Here is an 18,118-nt window from a genome sequence, read left to right as displayed (position 1 = left end):
GAGTTTTTAGGTTCATGGCGACAATCAATCAGTTAGTGCGCAAGCCGCGTGGCCGCAAGCAAGAGAAGAGTAAGGTGCCGGCCCTGGAAGGGTGTCCGCAAAAGCGGGGGGTGTGTACCCGGGTGTACACCACCACCCCAAAGAAACCCAACTCGGCTCTGCGGAAGGTCGCCCGCGTCCGCCTGACCAATGGCATGGAAGTCACCAGCTACATCGGCGGTGAAGGGCACAACCTGCAAGAACATTCGGTGGTGCTGATCCGCGGTGGCCGTGTCAAAGACCTGCCCGGCGTGCGTTACCACACGGTGCGCGGCAGCCTCGACACTTCCGGGGTGGCGAATCGCCGCCAGGGCCGTTCCAAGTACGGCGCCAAGCGGCCCAAAGCCTAAGCTGAGGAATTTGAGATATGGCACGCAGAAGAGAAGCGACCAAGCGCCAGGTCCTGGCGGATCCCAAGTACTCCAGCGAAATGCTGGCCAAATTCATCAACATGATGATGAAAAGCGGCAAGAAGTCTACCGCCGAGCGGATCATGTACGGCGCCCTGGATCGGGTGGCGGAAAAATCCAAAGACGAGGCGCTGGATGTCTTGGGCCGGGCGCTGGACAACGTCAAGCCCGTCGTGGAAGTCAAATCCCGCCGGGTGGGTGGCGCCACCTATCAGGTGCCGGTGGAAGTGCGGCCCTCGCGCCAGTTTGCCCTGGCCAGCCGCTGGCTGATCGACGCCGCACGCAAGCGGGGCGAGAAATCCATGGGCATGCGGCTGGCCAATGAGATCATGGATGCGTCTGAAAAGCGTGGCGCCGCGGTGAAGAAGCGGGAGGACACGCACCGCATGGCAGAGGCCAACAAGGCGTTTTCGCACTACCGCTGGTAGTACGGTTTTTCAGGGTTTTCAGAGGTTATTGAGGAATTCGGGCCGTGGCACGCACTACCCCCATCGAGCGCTATCGCAACATCGGCATCATGGCTCACATCGATGCCGGCAAAACAACAACGACCGAGCGCGTCCTGTTTTATACCGGCCTGTCGCACAAGATTGGCGAAGTTCATGACGGTGCCGCCACCATGGACTGGATGGAGCAGGAGCAGGAGCGGGGCATCACCATCACCTCCGCCGCCACCACCTGTTACTGGCAGGGCATGGCCGCCCAGTTTCCCCAGCATCGTATCAACATCATCGACACCCCCGGGCACGTAGATTTCACCATCGAGGTGGAACGGTCCCTGCGGGTGCTGGATGGCGCCTGCGCGGTGTTCTGCGCCGTGGGGGGTGTTGAGCCGCAATCTGAAACCGTCTGGCGCCAGGCCAACAAATACGGCGTTCCGCGGCTGGCCTTCGTCAATAAAATGGATCGCACCGGCGCTGATTTTTTGCGCGTGGTGGGGCAGATCGAAAGCCGCCTGAAAGCGTCTCCTGTCCCCATCCAGCTTCCGGTCGGGTCCGAGGATAATTTTCAGGGAGTGGTGGATCTCGTTCAGATGAAGGCCATTTACTGGGATGACAGCACCCAGGGCATGCGCTTTGAGGAAAAAGAGATTCCGGCGGACATGGCGGATCTGTGTCAGGAGTGGCGCGAAAAAATGGTGGAAAGCGCCGCCGAAGCCAACGAAGAGCTGATGGAGAAATACCTCGAAGAGGGGGAACTGCCGCCTGAGGACATCAAGCGGGGGCTGCGCATTCGCACCCTGGCCAATGAAATCGTGCCGGTGTTGTGTGGTTCTGCCTTTAAGAACAAGGGTGTGCAGGCCATGCTCGATGCGGTGATTGAATATCTGCCTTCGCCCGTAGACGTGCCCGCCATCAAGGGCACCCTGGATGACGCAGATCAAACGCCTGCCGAGCGCCACAGCTCCGACGACGAGCCCTTCAGCGCGCTGGCGTTCAAGATAGCCACTGATCCTTTCGTGGGCACGCTGACGTTTTTCCGGGTGTATTCCGGCGTCCTGCAGTCCGGCGACAGTGTGTACAACCCGGTCAAGGGGAAGAAAGAACGCATCGGCCGCATTGTGCAGATGCATTCCAACTCCCGGGAAGAAATCAAGGAGGTGCGGGCCGGGGATATCGCCGCCGCGGTGGGCCTGAAAGACGTCAGCACCGGGGATACCTTGTGCGATCTCAACAACGTCATCGTGCTGGAGCGCATGGAATTCCCCGAGCCGGTCATTTCGGTGGCTGTGGAGCCCAAGACCAAGTCCGATCAGGAAAAGATGGGCATTGCCCTGAGCAAGCTGGCCCAGGAAGATCCCTCGTTCCGGGTGCAATCGGATGAAGAATCCGGCCAGACCATTATTTCCGGCATGGGCGAGTTGCACCTTGAAATCATCGTTGACCGGATGAAGCGGGAGTTCAACGTTGAAGCCAACGTGGGCAAGCCGCAGGTGGCTTATCGCGAAACGATACGCAAGAAGGTCGAGCAGGAGGGCAAATTTGTCCGCCAAAGCGGCGGCCGGGGCCAGTACGGCCATGTGTGGTTGCGCATTGAACCCCAGGAGCCGGGGGCCGGGTATGAGTTTGTCAACGAGATCGTCGGCGGTGTGATCCCGCGGGAATACATTCCGGCGGTGGACAAGGGGGTGCAGGAGCAGATGGAAAACGGCGTCATCGCCGGTTACCCCGTGGTGGACGTCAAAGTCACCTTGTACGACGGCTCCTATCATGACGTGGACTCCAGCGAAATGGCCTTCAAGATTGCCGGTTCCATGTGTTTCAAAGAAGGGGCACGCAAGGCCGGTGCGGTGCTGCTCGAGCCGATTATGAACGTGGAAGTGGTGACGCCGGAAGACTACATGGGTGATGTCATGGGTGACCTCAACCGCCGCCGCGGCATCGTCCAGGGTATGGACGATTCCCCCGCCGGCAAGCTGGTCCGCGCGGAGGTTCCCCTGGCGGAAATGTTTGGCTATGCGACGGATTTGCGTTCCGCCACCCAAGGCCGGGCCACCTACTCCATGGAGTTTGGAAAATACGCGGAAGTGCCGGCCAACATCGCCGAAGGTATCATCAAACAGGCGTCGTAGCAGACAGAACAAGCGTTTTATAGATTATCGTTTGAGAGGTAGAGAGCAGTGTCCAAGGAGAAATTTGAGCGTACGAAGCCGCATGTTAATGTGGGGACGATAGGTCACGTTGACCACGGCAAGACGACCCTGACGGCGGCGTTGACCAAGATATCGGCGGACACCTACAGTGGTGCCGAAGTGAAGGCGTACGATCAGATAGACAGTGCGCCGGAAGAGCGGGCGCGAGGTATCACGATTGCGACGGCGCACGTTGAATACGAGACGCCGAAGCGGCACTACGCGCACGTGGACTGTCCGGGTCACGCGGACTATGTCAAGAACATGATTACTGGTGCGGCGCAGATGGACGGTGCGATTTTGGTGTGTTCTGCGGCGGACGGTCCCATGCCGCAGACGCGGGAGCACATTTTGCTGGCGCGTCAGGTGGGTGTGCCCTACATTGTGGTCTACCTTAACAAGGCGGACATGGTTGATGATGCTGAGCTGCTGGAGCTGGTGGAGATGGAAGTTCGGGAGCTGCTGGACAAATACGAATTTCCTGGAGACGACACGCCTGTTATTGTTGGTTCTGCGCTCAAGGCTCTGGAAGGTGACGGCAGTGAGATTGGTGTGCCGTCTATTCTCAAGCTGATGGAGGCGATGGATGAGTACATACCTGAGCCGGAGCGTCCCATAGACCAGCCGTTTCTCATGCCCATTGAAGATGTGTTTTCCATATCTGGTCGAGGCACTGTGGTGACTGGCCGGGTGGAGCGAGGCATTGTCAAGGTGGGGGACGAGATAGAGATTGTGGGTTTGAAGGAGACCCAGAAGACCACGGTTACGGGTGTTGAAATGTTTCGCAAGCTGCTGGACGAAGGTCGGGCTGGCGACAACGTTGGGGTGCTGCTGCGGGGCACCAAGCGTGATGAAGTGGAGCGTGGACAGGTGCTGGCCAAGCCTGGCAGCATTACGCCGCACACGGAGTTTGAAGCTGAGGTGTACGTGCTGAGCAAGGAGGAGGGTGGTCGTCACACGCCGTTTTTCAATGGTTACCGGCCGCAGTTTTACTTTCGGACCACTGATGTTACCGGGTCGGTGGACCTGCCGGAGGGGACTGAGATGGTTATGCCGGGCGACAATGTCAGCATCAAGGTCAAGCTGATTGGCCCCATTGCCATGGAAGAAGGGCTGCGTTTCGCCATCCGCGAAGGCGGCCGCACCGTGGGCGCGGGCGTGGTGTCGAAAATCATAGAGTAATCAACATGGCTAACCAGAAGATTCGCATTCGCTTGAAAGCTTTCGACCACCGCCTGATTGACCAGTCGGCGCGGGAGATTGCGGAGACCGCCAAGCGAACCGGCGCCCAGGTGCGCGGACCTATCCCGCTGCCCATCAAAAAAGAGCGCTACACCGTGTTGATTTCCCCCCACGTTAATAAGGACGCGCGGGATCAATATGAAATCCGCACTCACAAGCGCTTGATGGATATCGTCGATCCGACGGAAAAGACGGTTGATGCGCTGATGAAGCTGGATCTGGCGGCTGGTGTGGATGTGCAGATCAAGCTGCACTGAATAGCGCGCTATCGGAGTTTTTGAAATGGCAATCGGATTAGTCGGACGCAAACGCGGCATGACGCGGGTGTTCACCGAAGACGGAACCTCGCTGCCTGTGACGGTGATTGAGGTCGAGCCCAATCGCGTGACCCAGGTGAAAACCACCGCCGGGGATGGTTACGCCGCGGTGCAGGTGACGGTGGGTCAGCGCCGGGCGAGCCGCGTGACCAAGGCCATGGCGGGCCACTTCGCCAAAGCGGAGACAGGGGCCGGCCGGGGGTTGTGGGAGTTCCGCCTGGGTGAGGGCCAGGGTGTGGATCTGGCGCCCGGGGCCGAGCTGAAGGTGGATGTCTTTTCCGCCGGGCAGAAGGTGGACGTGACCGGCACCTCCATCGGCAAAGGCTTTGCCGGTACGGTGAAGCGTCACAATTTTTCCACCCAGGACGCCACCCACGGCAACTCCCTGTCCCACCGGGCACCGGGTTCCATAGGGCAGAACCAGACGCCCGGGCGGGTGTTCAAGGGCAAGCGGATGTCCGGCCACATGGGCAATGTGCGGCGCACGGTGCAAAACCTGGAAGTGGTACGGGTGGACAGTGAGCGAAACCTGTTGCTGGTGAAAGGTGCTGTTCCCGGTGCCACCGGTGGTGACGTGATCATTCGTCCCGCCATCAAAGCGCGGGCGTGAGGTTTGAGTGATGGATTTGAATGTTTATGACAGCGCCGGCGGCGAGGCGGGCCAAGTGACTGTTCCCGAGGCCGTCTTTGCGGCCCCGTTCAAAGACGCTTTGGTGCACCAGGTGGTTGTGGCCTACCTGGCCGCGGGGCGCGCCGGCACGCGGGCACAGAAAACGCGCTCGCAAGTGCGCGGTGGCGGCAGCAAGCCCTGGCGTCAGAAGGGCACCGGCCGGGCCCGCGCAGGCACCATCCGCAGTCCCCTGTGGCGCGGTGGCGGCAAAAGCTTTGCCGCCGTTCCCCAAGACCACGCGCAAAAGGTGAACAAAAAAATGTACCGCGGCGCCATGCGCGCCATTGTGGCGGAACTGGTGCGGCAAGAGCGCTTGCTGGTGGTGGACGCCCTCACCGTGGCGGAACCGAAAACGCGCGCTCTGGTGGCTGTCCTGGAGGAGCTGGGCGTGGCATCGGACAAAGTGCTGCTGGTGGATGTTGAACCCAGTGAGGCGCTTTATTTGTCCGCCCGCAATCTGCCCGCGGTGGAGGTGCTGGCGGCGGCAGAGATTGATCCGGTGAGCCTGGTGGGCTTTGACAAGACCGTGGTTAGCAAATCTGCGGTGGAACAGATCGGAGAAGCCCTGTCATGAACAAGGTCCGTCTCAGCAACATCCTGTTGGCACCGCATGTGTCGGAGAAAGCCACCATCGCGGCGGATGTGCACAAGCAGTTCGTCTTTCGTGTGGTGCCGGACGCCACCAAGCCGGAAATCCGTCGCGCTGTCGAGCAGATGTTCGACGTGGAAGTGGCGCAGGTCCGGGTGTGCAACATCAAGGGCAAGCGCAAGCGTTTCGGTCAGGTCAACGGTCGCCGCAAAACGGTGCGCAAGGCGTATGTCACCCTCAAAGAAGGGTTTGATATCGAGTTCGCCGGCGCGGCGGCGTAACGGCAGGCTTGTTTGAGGGTTGAGACAATGGCAGTTGTAAAAGCAAAACCAACGTCACCGGGGCGGCGCTTCGTTGTCAAGGTGGTCGAGCCCGCCCTGCATAAAGGTGAGCCCCACCAGCCGCTGCTGGAGAAGCGCAGCCGCAAAGGCGGGCGTAACAACACCGGGCGGATTACCACCCGTCATCGCGGGGGTGGCCACAAGCAGCGTTATCGGGTGATTGACTTCAAGCGCGACAAAGACGGCATCCCTGCTACGGTGGAACGTCTGGAATACGACCCCAACCGCAGCGCGCACATTGCCTTGGTGCTGTACGCTGACGGTGAGCGCCGTTACATGATCGCACCCAAAGGGGTGGCGGCCGGGGCCGAGTTGCTCTCAGGGATGAACGCCCCCATCCGGCCCGGCAACGCCTTGCCATTGCGCGGCATTCCCGTGGGTACCGTCGTGCACTGCATAGAAATGAAGCCCGGTAAAGGCGCCCAGATTGCCCGGAGCGCCGGGGCGGCGGTTCAGCTGGTGGCCAAGGAAGGGGCTTATGCCACCGTGCGGCTGCGCTCGGGCGAAATGCGCAAAATACACGTTGACTGCCGGGCCACTGTCGGCGAGGCGGGCAACTCGCAGCACAGTTTGCGCTCCCTGGGCAAAGCGGGTGCCGCGCGCTGGCGGGGCCGGCGTCCCACGGTGCGCGGCGTGGCCATGAATCCGGTTGATCACCCCCACGGCGGGGGCGAGGGCCGCACCTCCGGGGGGCGCCATCCGGTGAGCCCCTGGGGGATGCCGACCAAGGGGCATAAAACGCGCCGCAACAAGCGCACCGACAAGATGATCGTGCGCCGGCGGACCAAGTAAAGCTTTAGCGGGAGACAACAGGTGCCACGTTCAGTAAAAAAAGGTCCTTTCGTCGATCTTCACCTTGCAAAGAAAGTGGAAGAGGCGAGCGCGTCCGGAAGCCGCAAGCCGATCAAGACCTGGTCACGCCGCTCCACCATTTTGCCGGAGATGGTGGGGCTGACCATCGCCGTGCACAACGGTCGCCAGCATGTGCCCATCCTGGTGTCGGAAAACATGGTGGGGCATAAACTGGGTGAGTTTGCCGCCACGCGTACCTTCCGGGGTCATGCCGGCAGCAAAAAGACGAAGTGACGGGGACAGACGATGGAAGTAGCCGCAACGCTTAAATACGCCCGTATCTCAGCGCAGAAGATGCGCCTGGTGGCCGATCAAATACGCGGTATGCCGGTCGACCGGGCGCTGAATACGCTGACCTTCAGCCGCAAAAAGGCTGCCCACACGGTTCGCAAAGTGCTCGAATCGGCAATTGCCAATGCCGAGCACAATGAGGGGGCCGACGTGGATGAACTCAAGGTGGCCAGGATCTACGTGGACGAGGGCCCGACCTACAAACGAATCAGGGCGCGTGCCAAGGGCCGGGTCAACCGCATCTTCAAACGCACCAGCCACGTGACCGTGGTGGTCGGCGAAAAGTAAACAGCGAGGCGTTGCTTTATGGGGCAGAAAGTACATCCCACCGGGATACGACTGGGGATTGTCAAAGACTGGACTTCCACTTGGTACGCGGATTCCAAACAGTACGCCGATTACCTGTTCACCGACTTACAGGTGCGCGGTTTCCTGAAAAAACGCCTGTCTCACGCCTCGGTCAGCCGCATCCAGATTGAGCGGCCGGCCAAAACCGCGCGCATCACCATTCACAGCGCGCGGCCCGGCATCGTCATTGGCAAGAAGGGCGAGGACATTGACGCCCTGCGCCGGGAAGTGCAGGGCATGATGGGTATTCCCGTGCACATCAACGTCGAGGAAATACGCAAGCCGGAGCTGGATGCACAGCTGGTGGCGGAGAGTGTGGCGCAGCAGTTGGAGCGTCGCATCATGTTCCGCCGGGCGATGAAGCGCTCAGTGATGAATACCATGCGTCTGGGCGCCTTGGGCATCAAGATCAACGTTGCCGGACGCCTGGGCGGCGCTGAGATCGCCCGCAGCGAATGGGCGCGCGAAGGCCGGGTCCCCTTGCATACCCTGCGGGCAGACATAGACTACGGCTTTGCCGAGGCCCATACCCCTTCCGGCGTGATTGGTGTGAAGGTGTGGATCTTCAAGGGCGAAGTGTTTGACCGGGGCGCCGGCGCGGCGGCGGCCCCCCAAGAGAAAAGCGCCTGATCCGGAGTAGACAATGTTACAACCCAAACGAACGAAATTTCGCAAGCAGCACAAGGGCCGCAACCGCGGTTTGGCGCATTGTTCAAACAAGGTGAGCTTCGGTGAGTTTGGTCTCAAGGCAGTCAGTCGTGGCCGGATCACCGCCAGGCAGATTGAGGCGGCCCGCCGGGCGATGACCCGCCATATCCGCCGCGGAGGCAAGATCTGGATTCGCATTTTCCCGGACAAACCAATAAGCAAAAAGCCCCTGGAAGTGCGCATGGGCAGCGGCAAGGGTAATGTGGAGTACTGGGTCGCCGAGATCCAGCCCGGGCGCATGCTGTATGAGATGGAGGGTGTTGCCGAAGAAGTGGCGCGTGAGGCGTTTCGTCTGGCGGCGGCCAAGCTTCCGGTCCGGACCACTTTTATTACGCGGACGGTGATGTAAATGAAGGCGAGCGAACTGCGGGAGAAAAACATCGACGAGTTGGAAGAGGAATTGCTCGCTTTGTCGAAAGAGCAATTCAGTTTGCGCATGCAGTCCGCCACCGGCCAATTGGGGCAGAATCACTTGTTGCGCAATGTGCGACGCAACATCGCGCGCGTGAAGACGGTCCTGAGCGAGAAGAAAGCAGGTTGAGGCGATGGCAGAGGAAAGCAAAGTAGTCCGGGCGGTCACTGGCCAGGTGGTGAGCGACAAGATGGACAAGACCATTACCGTTTTGGTGGAGCGCAAAGTGCCGCATCCCTTGTATCGAAAATACGTGCGCCGCTCGACCAAGCTCCATGCCCACGACGAAAACAACGACGGGCGCACAGGTGATGTGGTGGTGATTGAGCAGTGCCGGCCATTGTCGAAAAGCAAGTGCTGGCGCCTGGTCAAAGTGGTGGAGCGGGCGCGCTAGCCGCGGCGGGTGTAGTTGGAGTCAGGCCTGGAGAGTAACAATGATTCAGATGCAAACGCAGCTCGATGCGGCGGACAACAGCGGCGCGCGGCGCTTGATGTGCATCAAGGTGCTGGGTGGATCGAAGCGTCGCTACGCACATATTGGTGATGTCATCAAAGTGAGCGTCAAGGAGGCCATTCCCCGCGGCAAGGTAAAAAAAGGCGAGGTCTACAACGCCGTGGTGGTGCGGACCCGCAAGGGGGTACGCCGGCCCGACGGCTCCCTGATCCGCTTTGACGGCAACGCGGCAGTTCTGTTGAACAATCAGCTGCAGCCCATCGGCACCCGGATTTTTGGTCCGGTGACGCGCGAGCTGCGGACAGAAAAATTCATGAAAATCGTGTCTCTGGCGCCGGAAGTCCTCTGAGCGTGGCGACAGGGCCTGAGGGTTGGATCATGCGTAAAATCAGAAAAGGCGACGACGTCATTGTTTTGGCCGGGAAAGACAAAGGCAAGCGGGGAGCGGTGTTGAGTGTGAAGGCCGATGATCGCGTGGTGGTGCAAAACGTGAATGTTGTGAAGCGTCACACCAAACCCAACCCCGGGCGGGGTGTGGCAGGCGGTATTATTGAGAAAGAAATGCCCATTCATGTGTCCAATGTGGCGATTTTCAACCCTGCCTCCGGTAAAGGAGAGCGGGTGGGGGTCAAAGTGCTGGAAGATGGCCGCAAGGTGCGCTATTTCAAGTCAAACGGCGAAGTACTGGACGTTTAATTTCTGCGGGTAAAGGTCAATGGTCCGTTTACAAGAACATTATCGCGACACTGTCGTGCCCGGGCTGGTCAAGCAGTTCGGCTATCAGTCGGTTATGCAGGTGCCGCGTATCACCAAGGTGACACTCAACATGGGGCTCGGCGAAGCCGTGGGTGACAAAAAGGTGATCGAAGCCGCCATGGGTGACATGGAAAAAATCGCCGGCCAGAAGCCCGTTGTGACGCGGGCGCGCAAATCCGTCGCCGGTTTCAAGATTCGGGAAGAGTGGCCCATCGGGTGCAAGGTGACTTTGCGGCGGGAGCGCATGTATGAGTTTCTTGACCGCCTGATTACCGTCGCCATTCCGCGGATTCGCGATTTCCGCGGGCTGAACGGCAAATCCTTCGATGGCCGCGGGAATTACAGCATGGGCGTGCGGGAGCAGATCATCTTTCCGGAAATCGATTACGATAAAATCGACGCGCTGCGGGGGATGGACATCACGATCACCACCAGTGCCACTACCGATGAGGAAGCACGGGCGCTGCTGATGGCATTCAGCTTCCCGCTCAAGAGCTAGCAGAGGCAGACATGGCGAAAGTTGCAATGATAGAAAGGGAGCGCAAGCGCGTACGCACGGTACAGCGCTATGCGGCGAAAAGGGCGGAGTTGAAAAAGCAGCTCAAAAAACCGGATCTGAGTCATGAGGAACGGGATGAGTTGCAGCGCAGATTCCAGTCGTTGCCACGCGACGCCAGCCCCTGCCGCTTGCGACGCCGCTGCCGGTTGAGCGGACGCCCCCACGGTGTCTACCGTCGGTTTGGTTTGGGCCGGAACAAGTTGCGTGAAGCGGCGATGCGGGGTGACGTGCCCGGCTTGGTGAAATCGAGCTGGTGAGCCTGGCTCGCGGAGTAATGCCAATATGAGTATGAATGATCCAGTTGCGGACATGTTGACCCGCATCCGTAATGCGCAAGCTGCGGAGAAGGCCGAGGCCGCCATGGCGTCGTCCAAGTTGAAGGTGGCCATCGCCCGGGTGTTGAAGGACGAAGGGTACATCGAAGACTTTTCGGTGACGGATCAGGACGGCAAGCCGGTGCTGACGGTCGTTTTGAAATACTTTCAGGGCCGGCCGGTCATTGCCAGTATCCAGCGCGCCAGCCGGCCCGGTTTGCGGCTCTATAGAGGCAAGGATGAACTGCCGAAGGTGCAGGGGGGCTTGGGGGTTGCCATTGTCTCGACCTCAAAAGGGGTGATGACCGATCGTTCTGCCCGTGCCGCCGGGCATGGCGGTGAGATCCTGTGTTACGTCGCTTAACGGTGTGAACTATGTCTAGAGTCGCGAAGAAACCCATTGCCGTTCCCGCGGGCGTCGCTGTGATGCTCGAGGGTTCAAATCTGACGGTTAAAGGCAGCAAAGGCCAGCTCAGTCTGCGTATCCATGACGAGGTGGAAATGGTCAACGACAATAACGTCATCACCTTTTCGGCACGCAACAGGTCTGCTGCCGCCAATGCCCTGGCGGGTACCATGCGGGCGCTGGTAAGCAATATGGTGCTTGGCGTGAGTAACGGCTTTGAGAAGAAGCTGGAACTGGTGGGCGTCGGCTACCGGGCTCAGGCGCAAGGCAGGGTCGTGAATCTGTCACTGGGTTTTTCCCACCCCATCGAGTACGCCTTGCCGGAAGGGGTTACTGCAGAGACCCCCAGCCAGACGGAAGTCGTGGTGAAGGGCATCGACAAGCAGAAAGTCGGGCAGGTTGCCGCGGAGATTCGGGCTTTCCGTCCGCCGGAGCCTTATAAGGGCAAAGGTGTGAAGTATGCGGATGAAGCCATCGTCCGCAAGGAAGCCAAAAAGAAATAGCAGGTAAGGGCCGTGGATAAGAAGTCAAGTCGTTTGCGCCGGGCGCGTAAGGCCAGGGCGAAGATCAGGCAGCTGGGGGTGTACCGCTTGTGCGTCCATCGCTCTCCCCGTCACATTTACGCGCAGGTTATCGCCCCGACGGGTTCGGAGGTTGTGGCTTGTGCCTCGACGCTGGATGCCGGGGTCAAAGCAGCACTCAGCGGCTCCGGCGGCAATGCGGCGGCGGCCGCCGTGGTCGGCAAGGTGGTGGCCGAGCGCGCGAAAGCGGCCGGTGTGAGCAAGGTGGCGTTTGATCGTGCCGGCTTTCGCTATCACGGTCGTGTCAAGGCCCTGGCCGATGCGGCCCGGGAAAACGGACTAGAGTTTTAAAGGTTTGAGCTATGGCGCGTTTTAATGCTCCTTCGGAAACTGACGAGCTGCAAGAGAAGCTGGTCACGGTCAGGCGGGTGGCCAAGGTCGTAAAGGGCGGCCGGATATTCGGCTTCTCCGCCTTGACCGTCGTCGGTGATGGCAAGGGCCGGGTGGGTTTTGGCCGGGGCAAGGCGCGGGAAGTGCCGGCTGCGATCCAAAAAGCCATGGAGGATGCCCGGCGCAATATGCGCGAGGTCAATCTGCAGGGCGGTACCTTGCAGCATCCGATCACTGCGCGGCATGGCGCCGCAAAGGTGTTTATGCAGCCCGCTTCCGACGGTACCGGGATTATCGCCGGGGGCGCCATGCGTGCTGTTTTCGAAGTTCTGGGGGTGCGCGACGTGCTGGCAAAGTGCATCGGTTCCTCCAACCCGGTTAACGTGGTGCGTGCCACCATCCGGGGCCTGACGGAAATGGCGGACCCGGAAACGGTCGCCGCCAAGCGCGGTAAATCTGTGTCGGACATTGTGGGATAAGTGTTATGGCCAAGCAGAAAAAGTTGCGGGTGACGCTGATGAAAAGCCGCTTCGGCCGTACCGCGGATCACCAGGCCTGTGTCACCGGCCTGGGTTTGCGCAAGCGCCACCACAGTGTGGTGGTGGAAGACACCCCAGCCATCCGGGGGATGGTCAACAAGGTGTCTTACTTGCTGAAAGTCGAGGAGCTGTGAGCATCATGCGGTTGAACACCCTGGCGCCCGCTGGCGGCGCCAAGCAAATACGTAAGCGCGTGGGCCGGGGCGTGGGCTCGGGTCTTGGAAAAACCTGCGGCCGTGGCCATAAGGGGCAGCATTCCCGCGCCGGCGGTTTCCACAAGGTGGGTTTCGAGGGCGGGCAGATGCCTTTGCAGCGGCGCCTTCCGAAGGTGGGGTTCCGCTCGCGCAAGTCCCTGTATGCTGCTGAGGTGCGGTTGCACGAGCTGGCCAAGCTTGGCGACGACATTATCGATATGTTGACACTGAAGGCCGCCGGACTTGTCCCGCTTCAGGCCCAGCGGGTCAAAATCATGCTGTCGGGCGGGCTGGACAAGGCAGTGGTGGTGCGGGGCATTGCGGTAAGCAAGGGCGCGCGTGCGGCGATCGAGGCCGCCGGCGGCAAGGTCGAGTAACAGAACGTTAAGGAAGCTCGATGGCCAATCCTCTCGCGGACATAAGCAAATGGGCTGAATTGCGGCGCCGGCTGTTGTTTGTTCTGGGCGCACTGGTGGTGTTTCGCATCGGTGCAGCCATTCCCGTCCCCGGCATCAATCCCACGGCCCTGGCTGCCTTGTTTGACCAGCAAAGCGGCACCATTATCGATATGTTCAATATGTTTTCGGGGGGGGCCCTGAAGCGGCTGGCCATTTTCGCCCTGGGGATCATGCCGTATATCTCGGCTTCCATCATCATCCAGTTGCTGACCGTGGTGTGGCCCAAGCTCGAGCAGCTTAAGAAAGAGGGTGAGGCGGGGCGCCGCAAGATTACCGAATACACCCGTTATTTCACGGTCGTGCTCGCAACCTTCCAGGCGACCGGTGTCGCCATTGCCCTGCAACGCCAGGAGGTGGGGGGTGTCTCAGTGGTCGTTGATCCCGGTCCGGCCTTCGTGATTATTGCCGTGCTCACCTTGGTGACGGGGACCATCTTCCTGATGTGGCTTGGTGAGCAGGTGACCGAGCGCGGTATCGGCAACGGTATTTCCATCATCATTTTCGCCGGTATTGTGGCGGGTTTGCCCAGAGCCGTGGGCGGGACACTGGAGCTGTCCCGTACCGGTGAGATCGGCCCCATGTTGGTGCTGGTGTTGTTCGTTCTGGCGGTGGCCGTGACCTGGTTTGTGGTGTTCGTTGAACGGGGCCAGCGGCGGATCACAGTCAACTATGCCAAGCGTCAGCAAGGGCGGAAGATGTACGCAGGTCAGACCAGTCATCTGCCGCTGAAGGTCAACATGGCGGGTGTTATCCCCCCCATCTTTGCCTCCAGCATCATTCTGTTTCCGGCGACCCTGGCGGGATGGTTTGGGAGCGGCACCGAGGGACTGGGCTGGTTGGAAGACTTGTCCGCCATGTTGTCGCCGGGGCAGCCGGTTTACGTCATTGGCTATGCGGTGGCGATCATCTTTTTCTGCTTCTTTTACACGGCGCTGGTGTTCAATCCCAAAGACACCGCGGACAATTTGAAAAAATCGGGGGCTTTTATCCCCGGCATCCGTCCTGGTGAACAAACAGCGCGCTACATCGACGGGGTGATGAGCCGCCTGACCCTGGTGGGCGCGGTTTATATTACCGGGGTGTGTCTGCTGCCTGAGTTTTTGATTGTTTCGTGGAATGTGCCGTTCTACTTTGGCGGTACGTCCTTGTTGATTGTTGTGGTCGTTGTGATGGACTTTATTGCACAGCTGCAGGCCCATCTCATGTCCCACCAGTATGAAGGCTTGATGAAAAAGTCTCATCTCAAAGGCCGGCCTGGCGCGCTGCGGTAGTGGCCGCTGCCCCGGGTGCGGGCGGTCTCGTTAAGAAGGAATGGCAATGAAAGTTCGAGCTTCGGTTAAGAAAATATGCCGAAACTGCAAGATAGTGCGTCGCCAGGGTGTGGTGCGGGTCATTTGCAAGGATGCGCGTCACAAACAGCGTCAGGGCTGATCGCCGCGCTTGATTTTTCCGTAGGTTCAATTTAAGATTCCCCGTTTTCGCGGGGCATCTTGCTCTATTACTAGGAGAGTGCTTGGGTGGCACGCATAGCTGGAATCAACATCCCGGTTCAGAAACACACGGTCATCGCGCTAAGGTCGATCTTCGGCATCGGCCCCAGCAGGGCGCGCACCATCTGCGCGGCCAGCGGCGTTGCGCCGGATAAGAAGGTTCGTGACCTCAGTGAAGCCGAGCTTGAGGCCTTGCGGGCCGAGGTCGGCAGGTATCAGGTGGAAGGCGATTTGCGTCGTGAAGTCTCCATGAACATCAAACGCCTGATGGATCTCGGCAGCTATCGGGGCATGCGCCACCGGCGCGGGCTCCCCACCCGCGGCCAACGTACCCGCACCAATGCGCGCACCCGCAAGGGCCCGCGCCGCATGATTCGTAAATAACTAACGGTTTAAGCAGGACTCTAGCAGATGGCGAAAGCGAGTGCCCGGACACGCAAACGTGTCAAGAAGAACGTGGTTGACGGTGTGGCTCATATCCAGGCCTCCTTCAACAATACCATCATCACCATCACCGACCGGCAGGGTAATGCGCTGTCGTGGTCGTCGGCCGGCGCCTGCGGATTCAAGGGCTCGCGCAAGAGCACGCCGTTTGCTGCCCAGGTGGCGGCCGACAAGGCGGCGCAGGCGGCCCAGGAATACGGCATGAAAAACGTTGATGTGATGGTAAAGGGCCCCGGTCCGGGTCGTGATTCTGCGGTTCGTGGTTTGTATTCGGCGGGTTTCAAAGTCACGAGCATTACCGACGTGACACCCATCCCTCACAACGGTTGCCGCCCGCCCAAAAAGCGGCGGGTGTAGGAGTTTATCGGTGGCTAGGTATATTGGTCCGAAGTGCCGTCAGTGTCGTCGCGAAGGCGAGAAGCTGTTTCTCAAAGGCGAAAAGTGTTTCACGTCCAAGTGTGCCATTGAAAAGCGGGGTTTCCCCCCGGGCCAGCACGGCCAGCGTCGCACCCGCTTGTCTGACTACGCCTTGCAGTTGCGGGAAAAGCAGAAGCTCAAGCGTATCTACGGCGTGCTGGAGCAGCAATTCCGCCTATACTACAAAGAGGCGGATCGCAGGAAGGGCTCCACCGGTGAGAATCTGCTCAAGCTGCTGGAGGCGCGCCTGGACAACGTGGTTTTTCGCATGGGTTTTGGGGCTTCACGGACGGAAGCGAGACAATTGGTGCGACACAACGGGATCGCTGTCAACGGTCGCCGGGTGAACATTCCCAGTTATCAGCTGAAGGCCAACGACACAGTGTCCGTGGTGGACGCGGCCAAGAAACAGCTGCGCATTCAGGCCGCCCTGGAACTGGCACAGCAGCGGGGATTTGCCGAGTGGGTCGATGTCGATGTGGACAAAAAACAGGGTGTCTACAAGGCCTCGCCGGAACGCAGCGAGCTGCCGCCGGATATCAACGAACACTTGGTGGTGGAGCTGTACTCCAAGTAGTTGTTCACGGTTCTCGCCGCCGCGTCGTGGGCGCGGCGCCTGTTTTGGCAGCACGAACCCGTTTCGATCACATTTAGATCAATTGAGGGCTTTTCATGCAAGGCTCGGTATCTGAGTTTTTAAAACCCCGTTCGGTCCACGTTCAGACGACAGACGCTCGCCGCGCGAAAATCACCATCGAGCCGCTGGAAAGGGGCTTCGGGCATACGCTGGGGAACGCGCTGCGGCGCATTTTGTTGTCCTCCATGCCGGGCGCTGCGGTTACGGAAGTGGAGATCGAGGGGGTGTTGCACGAATACACCACCATCGAAGGGGTGCAGGAAGACGTGATTGAGATCCTGCTCAACCTGAAGGGGCTGTCCATTCAGATGCACGAGCGCGATGAAGCGGAGCTGACCCTGAGAAAGAAGGGCCCCGGTCCGGTGCTGGCCAGTGACATTGAGCTCAGTCACGACGTGGAAATCGTCAACGCCGATCACGTTATCGCCCACCTTACCAAGGTGGGTGAGTTGAACATGACACTCAAGGTGGCCCGGGGCCGGGGTTATCAGCCCGCTGTGGGCCGGACGGGTCCCGGGGACGAGGATCGTCCCATCGGCAAGTTGCAGGTGGATGCCTCCTTCAGTCCCGTGAGCCGCGTCTCCTACGTGGTGGAAAGCGCGCGGGTGGAACAGCGCACTGACCTGGACAAATTGGTGTTGGAGCTGGAGACCAATGGCAGCATCGACGCCGAGAAGGCGGTGCGTCGGGCCGCGGAAATACTGCGCGACCAACTCTCGGTGTTTGTCGATCTGGAGGGCAGCGGGGAGTCGGAGTCGGCCCGGCCGGATGCTGAGATCGATCCTATCCTGTTGCGTCCGGTTGACGATTTGGAGCTGACGGTGCGCGCCGCCAACTGTCTGAAAGCCGAAAACATCTACTACATCGGCGATTTGATTCAACGCACCGAAGTGGAGTTGTTGAAAACGCCCAATCTGGGCAAGAAGTCTCTTACTGAGATCAAGGACGTCCTCGCGTCCAACGGGCTGTCCCTGGGCATGCGCCTGGAAAACTGGCCGCCGCCCGGGTTGCACGAGTCCGGCAAGGAAACCGCCTCCGCCTGAATCAGCGCCCGGGCGGTCAGGGGCATGGTGAATTCAAAGCTTAGAGATAAAAAAAGGTAAGCGCTCATGCGTCATCGCAATACAGGTCGTCAACTGAGCCGGAACAGCAGTCATCGCCGGGCAATGCTGCGCAACATGTCGGCGTCATTGTTGCGTCACGAAGCCATTAAAACCACGGTGCCCAAGGCCAAAGAGCTGCGCCGCGTGGTCGAGCCTTTGATCACCTTGGCCAAGAAAGACACTGTCGCGGCGCGGCGCCGGGCCTTTGCCCGCCTGCGGGACGGGGAGGTGGTGGCGAAGTTGTTCAACGATCTTGGGCCGCGCTTTCAAAACCGTCCCGGTGGTTATATACGTATTTTGAAGTGCGGTTTCCGCCCCGGCGACAGCGCGCCCATGGCTTATGTGGAATTGCTTGACCGGCCGTCAGAGTCTGACGCCTGAGTGGTTTTTGATTCATGCGCTTCGCATTTGTGGCCGGGCATTTTGCCCGGCTTTTTGTTTGGTGCGCCAGGCATGGCGCGTAGCGCCGTGACTGGCGCTATTTCCCGAGCTGTGGTGGCGAGGGGATGACTTGGGGGTGCAAGTCCCCTACCGGCCCGGCAAGGGGAACGGTTAGCCGAACGGCAAAGGTGCCCATCGCGAGGT

The 18,118-nt window shown here is 59.9% G+C and carries 32 protein-coding genes; all 32 read left to right on the top strand.

All coding sequences use genetic code 11. The annotated features are described in order from the left end of the window. Positions 1-14: 14 nt before the first annotated feature. The 32 genes from ENJ19_06910 to rplQ all read left to right on the top strand — a co-directional run bounded on the left by ENJ19_06910 (position 15) and on the right by rplQ (position 17,914). Positions 15-389 (top strand): 30S ribosomal protein S12, encoded by a 375-nt coding sequence (locus tag ENJ19_06910; protein ID HHM05456.1) that lies wholly within the window; start codon positions 15-17, stop codon positions 387-389. A 17-nt stretch (positions 390-406) separates the two neighbouring features. After that, entirely contained in the window at positions 407-877 is a 471-nt protein-coding gene (locus ENJ19_06905; protein ID HHM05455.1) for a 30S ribosomal protein S7, read from the top strand. A 44-nt stretch (positions 878-921) separates the two neighbouring features. After that, positions 922-3,021, top strand: coding sequence for an elongation factor G (gene fusA / locus ENJ19_06900; GenBank protein HHM05454.1), 2,100 nt, complete (start codon positions 922-924; stop codon positions 3,019-3,021). Between the two features lie 48 nt (positions 3,022-3,069). Continuing rightward, positions 3,070-4,263 (top strand): elongation factor Tu, encoded by a 1,194-nt coding sequence (gene tuf, locus ENJ19_06895; GenBank protein ID HHM05453.1) that lies wholly within the window; start codon positions 3,070-3,072, stop codon positions 4,261-4,263. Positions 4,264-4,268: 5 nt separating this feature from the next. Next, positions 4,269-4,580, top strand: a complete 312-nt coding sequence (locus tag ENJ19_06890) for a 30S ribosomal protein S10 (GenBank protein ID HHM05452.1) — start codon at positions 4,269-4,271, stop codon at positions 4,578-4,580. A 25-nt stretch (positions 4,581-4,605) separates the two neighbouring features. Further along, positions 4,606-5,250, top strand: coding sequence for a 50S ribosomal protein L3 (locus ENJ19_06885; protein ID HHM05451.1), 645 nt, complete (start codon positions 4,606-4,608; stop codon positions 5,248-5,250). 10 nt (positions 5,251-5,260) lie between these two features. Further along, entirely contained in the window at positions 5,261-5,884 is a 624-nt protein-coding gene (locus tag ENJ19_06880; protein HHM05450.1) for a 50S ribosomal protein L4, read from the top strand. Then, on the top strand, positions 5,881-6,180 hold the full coding sequence (locus ENJ19_06875; protein ID HHM05449.1) for a 50S ribosomal protein L23: 300 nt from the start codon (positions 5,881-5,883) through the stop codon (positions 6,178-6,180). Before ENJ19_06880 ends, ENJ19_06875 begins: the two co-directional genes overlap by 4 nt. A gap of 27 nt (positions 6,181-6,207) precedes the next feature. Continuing rightward, a complete protein-coding gene (locus ENJ19_06870; protein ID HHM05448.1) occupies positions 6,208-7,032 on the top strand; it encodes a 50S ribosomal protein L2 in 825 nt (274 codons plus the stop codon). Between the two features lie 21 nt (positions 7,033-7,053). After that, positions 7,054-7,326, top strand: coding sequence for a 30S ribosomal protein S19 (locus ENJ19_06865; protein ID HHM05447.1), 273 nt, complete (start codon positions 7,054-7,056; stop codon positions 7,324-7,326). A 12-nt stretch (positions 7,327-7,338) separates the two neighbouring features. After that, positions 7,339-7,671 carry a 50S ribosomal protein L22 gene (locus ENJ19_06860; protein ID HHM05446.1) on the top strand — a complete coding sequence of 111 codons (333 nt, stop codon included), beginning with the start codon at positions 7,339-7,341 and terminating at the stop codon, positions 7,669-7,671. Between the two features lie 18 nt (positions 7,672-7,689). After that, complete coding sequence (locus tag ENJ19_06855; GenBank protein HHM05445.1) at positions 7,690-8,361, top strand: 30S ribosomal protein S3; 672 nt, start codon at positions 7,690-7,692, stop codon at positions 8,359-8,361. 13 nt (positions 8,362-8,374) lie between these two features. Then, complete coding sequence (locus ENJ19_06850; protein ID HHM05444.1) at positions 8,375-8,788, top strand: 50S ribosomal protein L16; 414 nt, start codon at positions 8,375-8,377, stop codon at positions 8,786-8,788. Then, complete coding sequence (locus ENJ19_06845; protein ID HHM05443.1) at positions 8,789-8,980, top strand: 50S ribosomal protein L29; 192 nt, start codon at positions 8,789-8,791, stop codon at positions 8,978-8,980. A gap of 4 nt (positions 8,981-8,984) precedes the next feature. Next, positions 8,985-9,245, top strand: coding sequence for a 30S ribosomal protein S17 (locus ENJ19_06840; protein ID HHM05442.1), 261 nt, complete (start codon positions 8,985-8,987; stop codon positions 9,243-9,245). Positions 9,246-9,285: 40 nt separating this feature from the next. Next, the gene (locus ENJ19_06835; GenBank protein HHM05441.1) at positions 9,286-9,654 is read left to right on the top strand and encodes a 50S ribosomal protein L14; all 369 of its coding nucleotides are present in this window, start codon (positions 9,286-9,288) and stop codon (positions 9,652-9,654) included. Positions 9,655-9,683: 29 nt separating this feature from the next. After that, a complete protein-coding gene (locus ENJ19_06830; protein HHM05440.1) occupies positions 9,684-10,001 on the top strand; it encodes a 50S ribosomal protein L24 in 318 nt (105 codons plus the stop codon). 19 nt (positions 10,002-10,020) lie between these two features. Next, positions 10,021-10,560, top strand: a complete 540-nt coding sequence (locus ENJ19_06825) for a 50S ribosomal protein L5 (protein HHM05439.1) — start codon at positions 10,021-10,023, stop codon at positions 10,558-10,560. An 11-nt stretch (positions 10,561-10,571) separates the two neighbouring features. Next, positions 10,572-10,877 (top strand): 30S ribosomal protein S14, encoded by a 306-nt coding sequence (locus ENJ19_06820; protein ID HHM05438.1) that lies wholly within the window; start codon positions 10,572-10,574, stop codon positions 10,875-10,877. Between the two features lie 25 nt (positions 10,878-10,902). Next, positions 10,903-11,298 carry a 30S ribosomal protein S8 gene (locus tag ENJ19_06815; GenBank protein ID HHM05437.1) on the top strand — a complete coding sequence of 132 codons (396 nt, stop codon included), beginning with the start codon at positions 10,903-10,905 and terminating at the stop codon, positions 11,296-11,298. Between the two features lie 11 nt (positions 11,299-11,309). Beyond that, positions 11,310-11,843, top strand: coding sequence for a 50S ribosomal protein L6 (locus tag ENJ19_06810; GenBank protein ID HHM05436.1), 534 nt, complete (start codon positions 11,310-11,312; stop codon positions 11,841-11,843). Between the two features lie 12 nt (positions 11,844-11,855). Then, positions 11,856-12,212 carry a 50S ribosomal protein L18 gene (locus ENJ19_06805; protein HHM05435.1) on the top strand — a complete coding sequence of 119 codons (357 nt, stop codon included), beginning with the start codon at positions 11,856-11,858 and terminating at the stop codon, positions 12,210-12,212. Between the two features lie 11 nt (positions 12,213-12,223). Then, positions 12,224-12,730, top strand: a complete 507-nt coding sequence (locus ENJ19_06800) for a 30S ribosomal protein S5 (protein ID HHM05434.1) — start codon at positions 12,224-12,226, stop codon at positions 12,728-12,730. 5 nt (positions 12,731-12,735) lie between these two features. Further along, entirely contained in the window at positions 12,736-12,924 is a 189-nt protein-coding gene (locus ENJ19_06795; protein ID HHM05433.1) for a 50S ribosomal protein L30, read from the top strand. A gap of 5 nt (positions 12,925-12,929) precedes the next feature. Continuing rightward, positions 12,930-13,361, top strand: a complete 432-nt coding sequence (locus tag ENJ19_06790; protein ID HHM05432.1) for a 50S ribosomal protein L15 — start codon at positions 12,930-12,932, stop codon at positions 13,359-13,361. Positions 13,362-13,381: 20 nt separating this feature from the next. After that, on the top strand, positions 13,382-14,713 hold the full coding sequence (gene secY / locus ENJ19_06785; GenBank protein HHM05431.1) for a preprotein translocase subunit SecY: 1,332 nt from the start codon (positions 13,382-13,384) through the stop codon (positions 14,711-14,713). A 46-nt stretch (positions 14,714-14,759) separates the two neighbouring features. Further along, a complete protein-coding gene (locus ENJ19_06780) occupies positions 14,760-14,873 on the top strand; it encodes a 50S ribosomal protein L36 (GenBank protein ID HHM05430.1) in 114 nt (37 codons plus the stop codon). Between the two features lie 86 nt (positions 14,874-14,959). Continuing rightward, positions 14,960-15,316, top strand: coding sequence for a 30S ribosomal protein S13 (locus tag ENJ19_06775; protein HHM05429.1), 357 nt, complete (start codon positions 14,960-14,962; stop codon positions 15,314-15,316). A gap of 27 nt (positions 15,317-15,343) precedes the next feature. Continuing rightward, positions 15,344-15,733: a 30S ribosomal protein S11 gene (locus ENJ19_06770; GenBank protein ID HHM05428.1), complete on the top strand. Its 390-nt coding sequence runs from the start codon at positions 15,344-15,346 to the stop codon at positions 15,731-15,733. A 10-nt stretch (positions 15,734-15,743) separates the two neighbouring features. Next, positions 15,744-16,370: a 30S ribosomal protein S4 gene (locus tag ENJ19_06765; GenBank protein HHM05427.1), complete on the top strand. Its 627-nt coding sequence runs from the start codon at positions 15,744-15,746 to the stop codon at positions 16,368-16,370. Positions 16,371-16,465: 95 nt separating this feature from the next. Then, entirely contained in the window at positions 16,466-17,473 is a 1,008-nt protein-coding gene (locus ENJ19_06760) for a DNA-directed RNA polymerase subunit alpha (GenBank protein HHM05426.1), read from the top strand. 66 nt (positions 17,474-17,539) lie between these two features. Beyond that, positions 17,540-17,914 (top strand): 50S ribosomal protein L17, encoded by a 375-nt coding sequence (rplQ, locus tag ENJ19_06755; protein HHM05425.1) that lies wholly within the window; start codon positions 17,540-17,542, stop codon positions 17,912-17,914. Positions 17,915-18,118 lie beyond the last annotated feature (204 nt).

The organism is Gammaproteobacteria bacterium (assembly GCA_011375345.1).
Taxonomy (GTDB): Bacteria; Pseudomonadota; Gammaproteobacteria; order DRLM01; family DRLM01; genus DRLM01.
This window is presented reverse-complemented; position numbering and strand designations above follow the sequence as displayed.

What these genes read in the sequence shown, in the direction of transcription:
- ENJ19_06910 (HHM05456.1), top strand. Translation starts at nt 15, where the DNA reads ATGGCGACAATCAATCAGTTAGTGCGCAAGCCGCGTGGCCGCAAGCAA.
- ENJ19_06905 (HHM05455.1), top strand. Translation starts at nt 407, where the DNA reads ATGGCACGCAGAAGAGAAGCGACCAAGCGCCAGGTCCTGGCGGATCCC.
- ENJ19_06890 (HHM05452.1), top strand. Translation starts at nt 4,269, where the DNA reads ATGGCTAACCAGAAGATTCGCATTCGCTTGAAAGCTTTCGACCACCGC.
- ENJ19_06885 (HHM05451.1), top strand. Translation starts at nt 4,606, where the DNA reads ATGGCAATCGGATTAGTCGGACGCAAACGCGGCATGACGCGGGTGTTC.
- ENJ19_06880 (HHM05450.1), top strand. Translation starts at nt 5,261, where the DNA reads ATGGATTTGAATGTTTATGACAGCGCCGGCGGCGAGGCGGGCCAAGTG.
- ENJ19_06875 (HHM05449.1), top strand. Translation starts at nt 5,881, where the DNA reads ATGAACAAGGTCCGTCTCAGCAACATCCTGTTGGCACCGCATGTGTCG.
- ENJ19_06870 (HHM05448.1), top strand. Translation starts at nt 6,208, where the DNA reads ATGGCAGTTGTAAAAGCAAAACCAACGTCACCGGGGCGGCGCTTCGTT.
- ENJ19_06860 (HHM05446.1), top strand. Translation starts at nt 7,339, where the DNA reads ATGGAAGTAGCCGCAACGCTTAAATACGCCCGTATCTCAGCGCAGAAG.
- ENJ19_06855 (HHM05445.1), top strand. Translation starts at nt 7,690, where the DNA reads ATGGGGCAGAAAGTACATCCCACCGGGATACGACTGGGGATTGTCAAA.
- ENJ19_06850 (HHM05444.1), top strand. Translation starts at nt 8,375, where the DNA reads ATGTTACAACCCAAACGAACGAAATTTCGCAAGCAGCACAAGGGCCGC.
- ENJ19_06845 (HHM05443.1), top strand. Translation starts at nt 8,789, where the DNA reads ATGAAGGCGAGCGAACTGCGGGAGAAAAACATCGACGAGTTGGAAGAG.
- ENJ19_06840 (HHM05442.1), top strand. Translation starts at nt 8,985, where the DNA reads ATGGCAGAGGAAAGCAAAGTAGTCCGGGCGGTCACTGGCCAGGTGGTG.
- ENJ19_06835 (HHM05441.1), top strand. Translation starts at nt 9,286, where the DNA reads ATGATTCAGATGCAAACGCAGCTCGATGCGGCGGACAACAGCGGCGCG.
- ENJ19_06830 (HHM05440.1), top strand. Translation starts at nt 9,684, where the DNA reads ATGCGTAAAATCAGAAAAGGCGACGACGTCATTGTTTTGGCCGGGAAA.
- ENJ19_06825 (HHM05439.1), top strand. Translation starts at nt 10,021, where the DNA reads ATGGTCCGTTTACAAGAACATTATCGCGACACTGTCGTGCCCGGGCTG.
- ENJ19_06820 (HHM05438.1), top strand. Translation starts at nt 10,572, where the DNA reads ATGGCGAAAGTTGCAATGATAGAAAGGGAGCGCAAGCGCGTACGCACG.
- ENJ19_06815 (HHM05437.1), top strand. Translation starts at nt 10,903, where the DNA reads ATGAGTATGAATGATCCAGTTGCGGACATGTTGACCCGCATCCGTAAT.
- ENJ19_06810 (HHM05436.1), top strand. Translation starts at nt 11,310, where the DNA reads ATGTCTAGAGTCGCGAAGAAACCCATTGCCGTTCCCGCGGGCGTCGCT.
- ENJ19_06800 (HHM05434.1), top strand. Translation starts at nt 12,224, where the DNA reads ATGGCGCGTTTTAATGCTCCTTCGGAAACTGACGAGCTGCAAGAGAAG.
- ENJ19_06795 (HHM05433.1), top strand. Translation starts at nt 12,736, where the DNA reads ATGGCCAAGCAGAAAAAGTTGCGGGTGACGCTGATGAAAAGCCGCTTC.
- ENJ19_06790 (HHM05432.1), top strand. Translation starts at nt 12,930, where the DNA reads ATGCGGTTGAACACCCTGGCGCCCGCTGGCGGCGCCAAGCAAATACGT.
- secY (HHM05431.1), top strand. Translation starts at nt 13,382, where the DNA reads ATGGCCAATCCTCTCGCGGACATAAGCAAATGGGCTGAATTGCGGCGC.
- ENJ19_06780 (HHM05430.1), top strand. Translation starts at nt 14,760, where the DNA reads ATGAAAGTTCGAGCTTCGGTTAAGAAAATATGCCGAAACTGCAAGATA.
- ENJ19_06770 (HHM05428.1), top strand. Translation starts at nt 15,344, where the DNA reads ATGGCGAAAGCGAGTGCCCGGACACGCAAACGTGTCAAGAAGAACGTG.
- ENJ19_06760 (HHM05426.1), top strand. Translation starts at nt 16,466, where the DNA reads ATGCAAGGCTCGGTATCTGAGTTTTTAAAACCCCGTTCGGTCCACGTT.
- rplQ (HHM05425.1), top strand. Translation starts at nt 17,540, where the DNA reads ATGCGTCATCGCAATACAGGTCGTCAACTGAGCCGGAACAGCAGTCAT.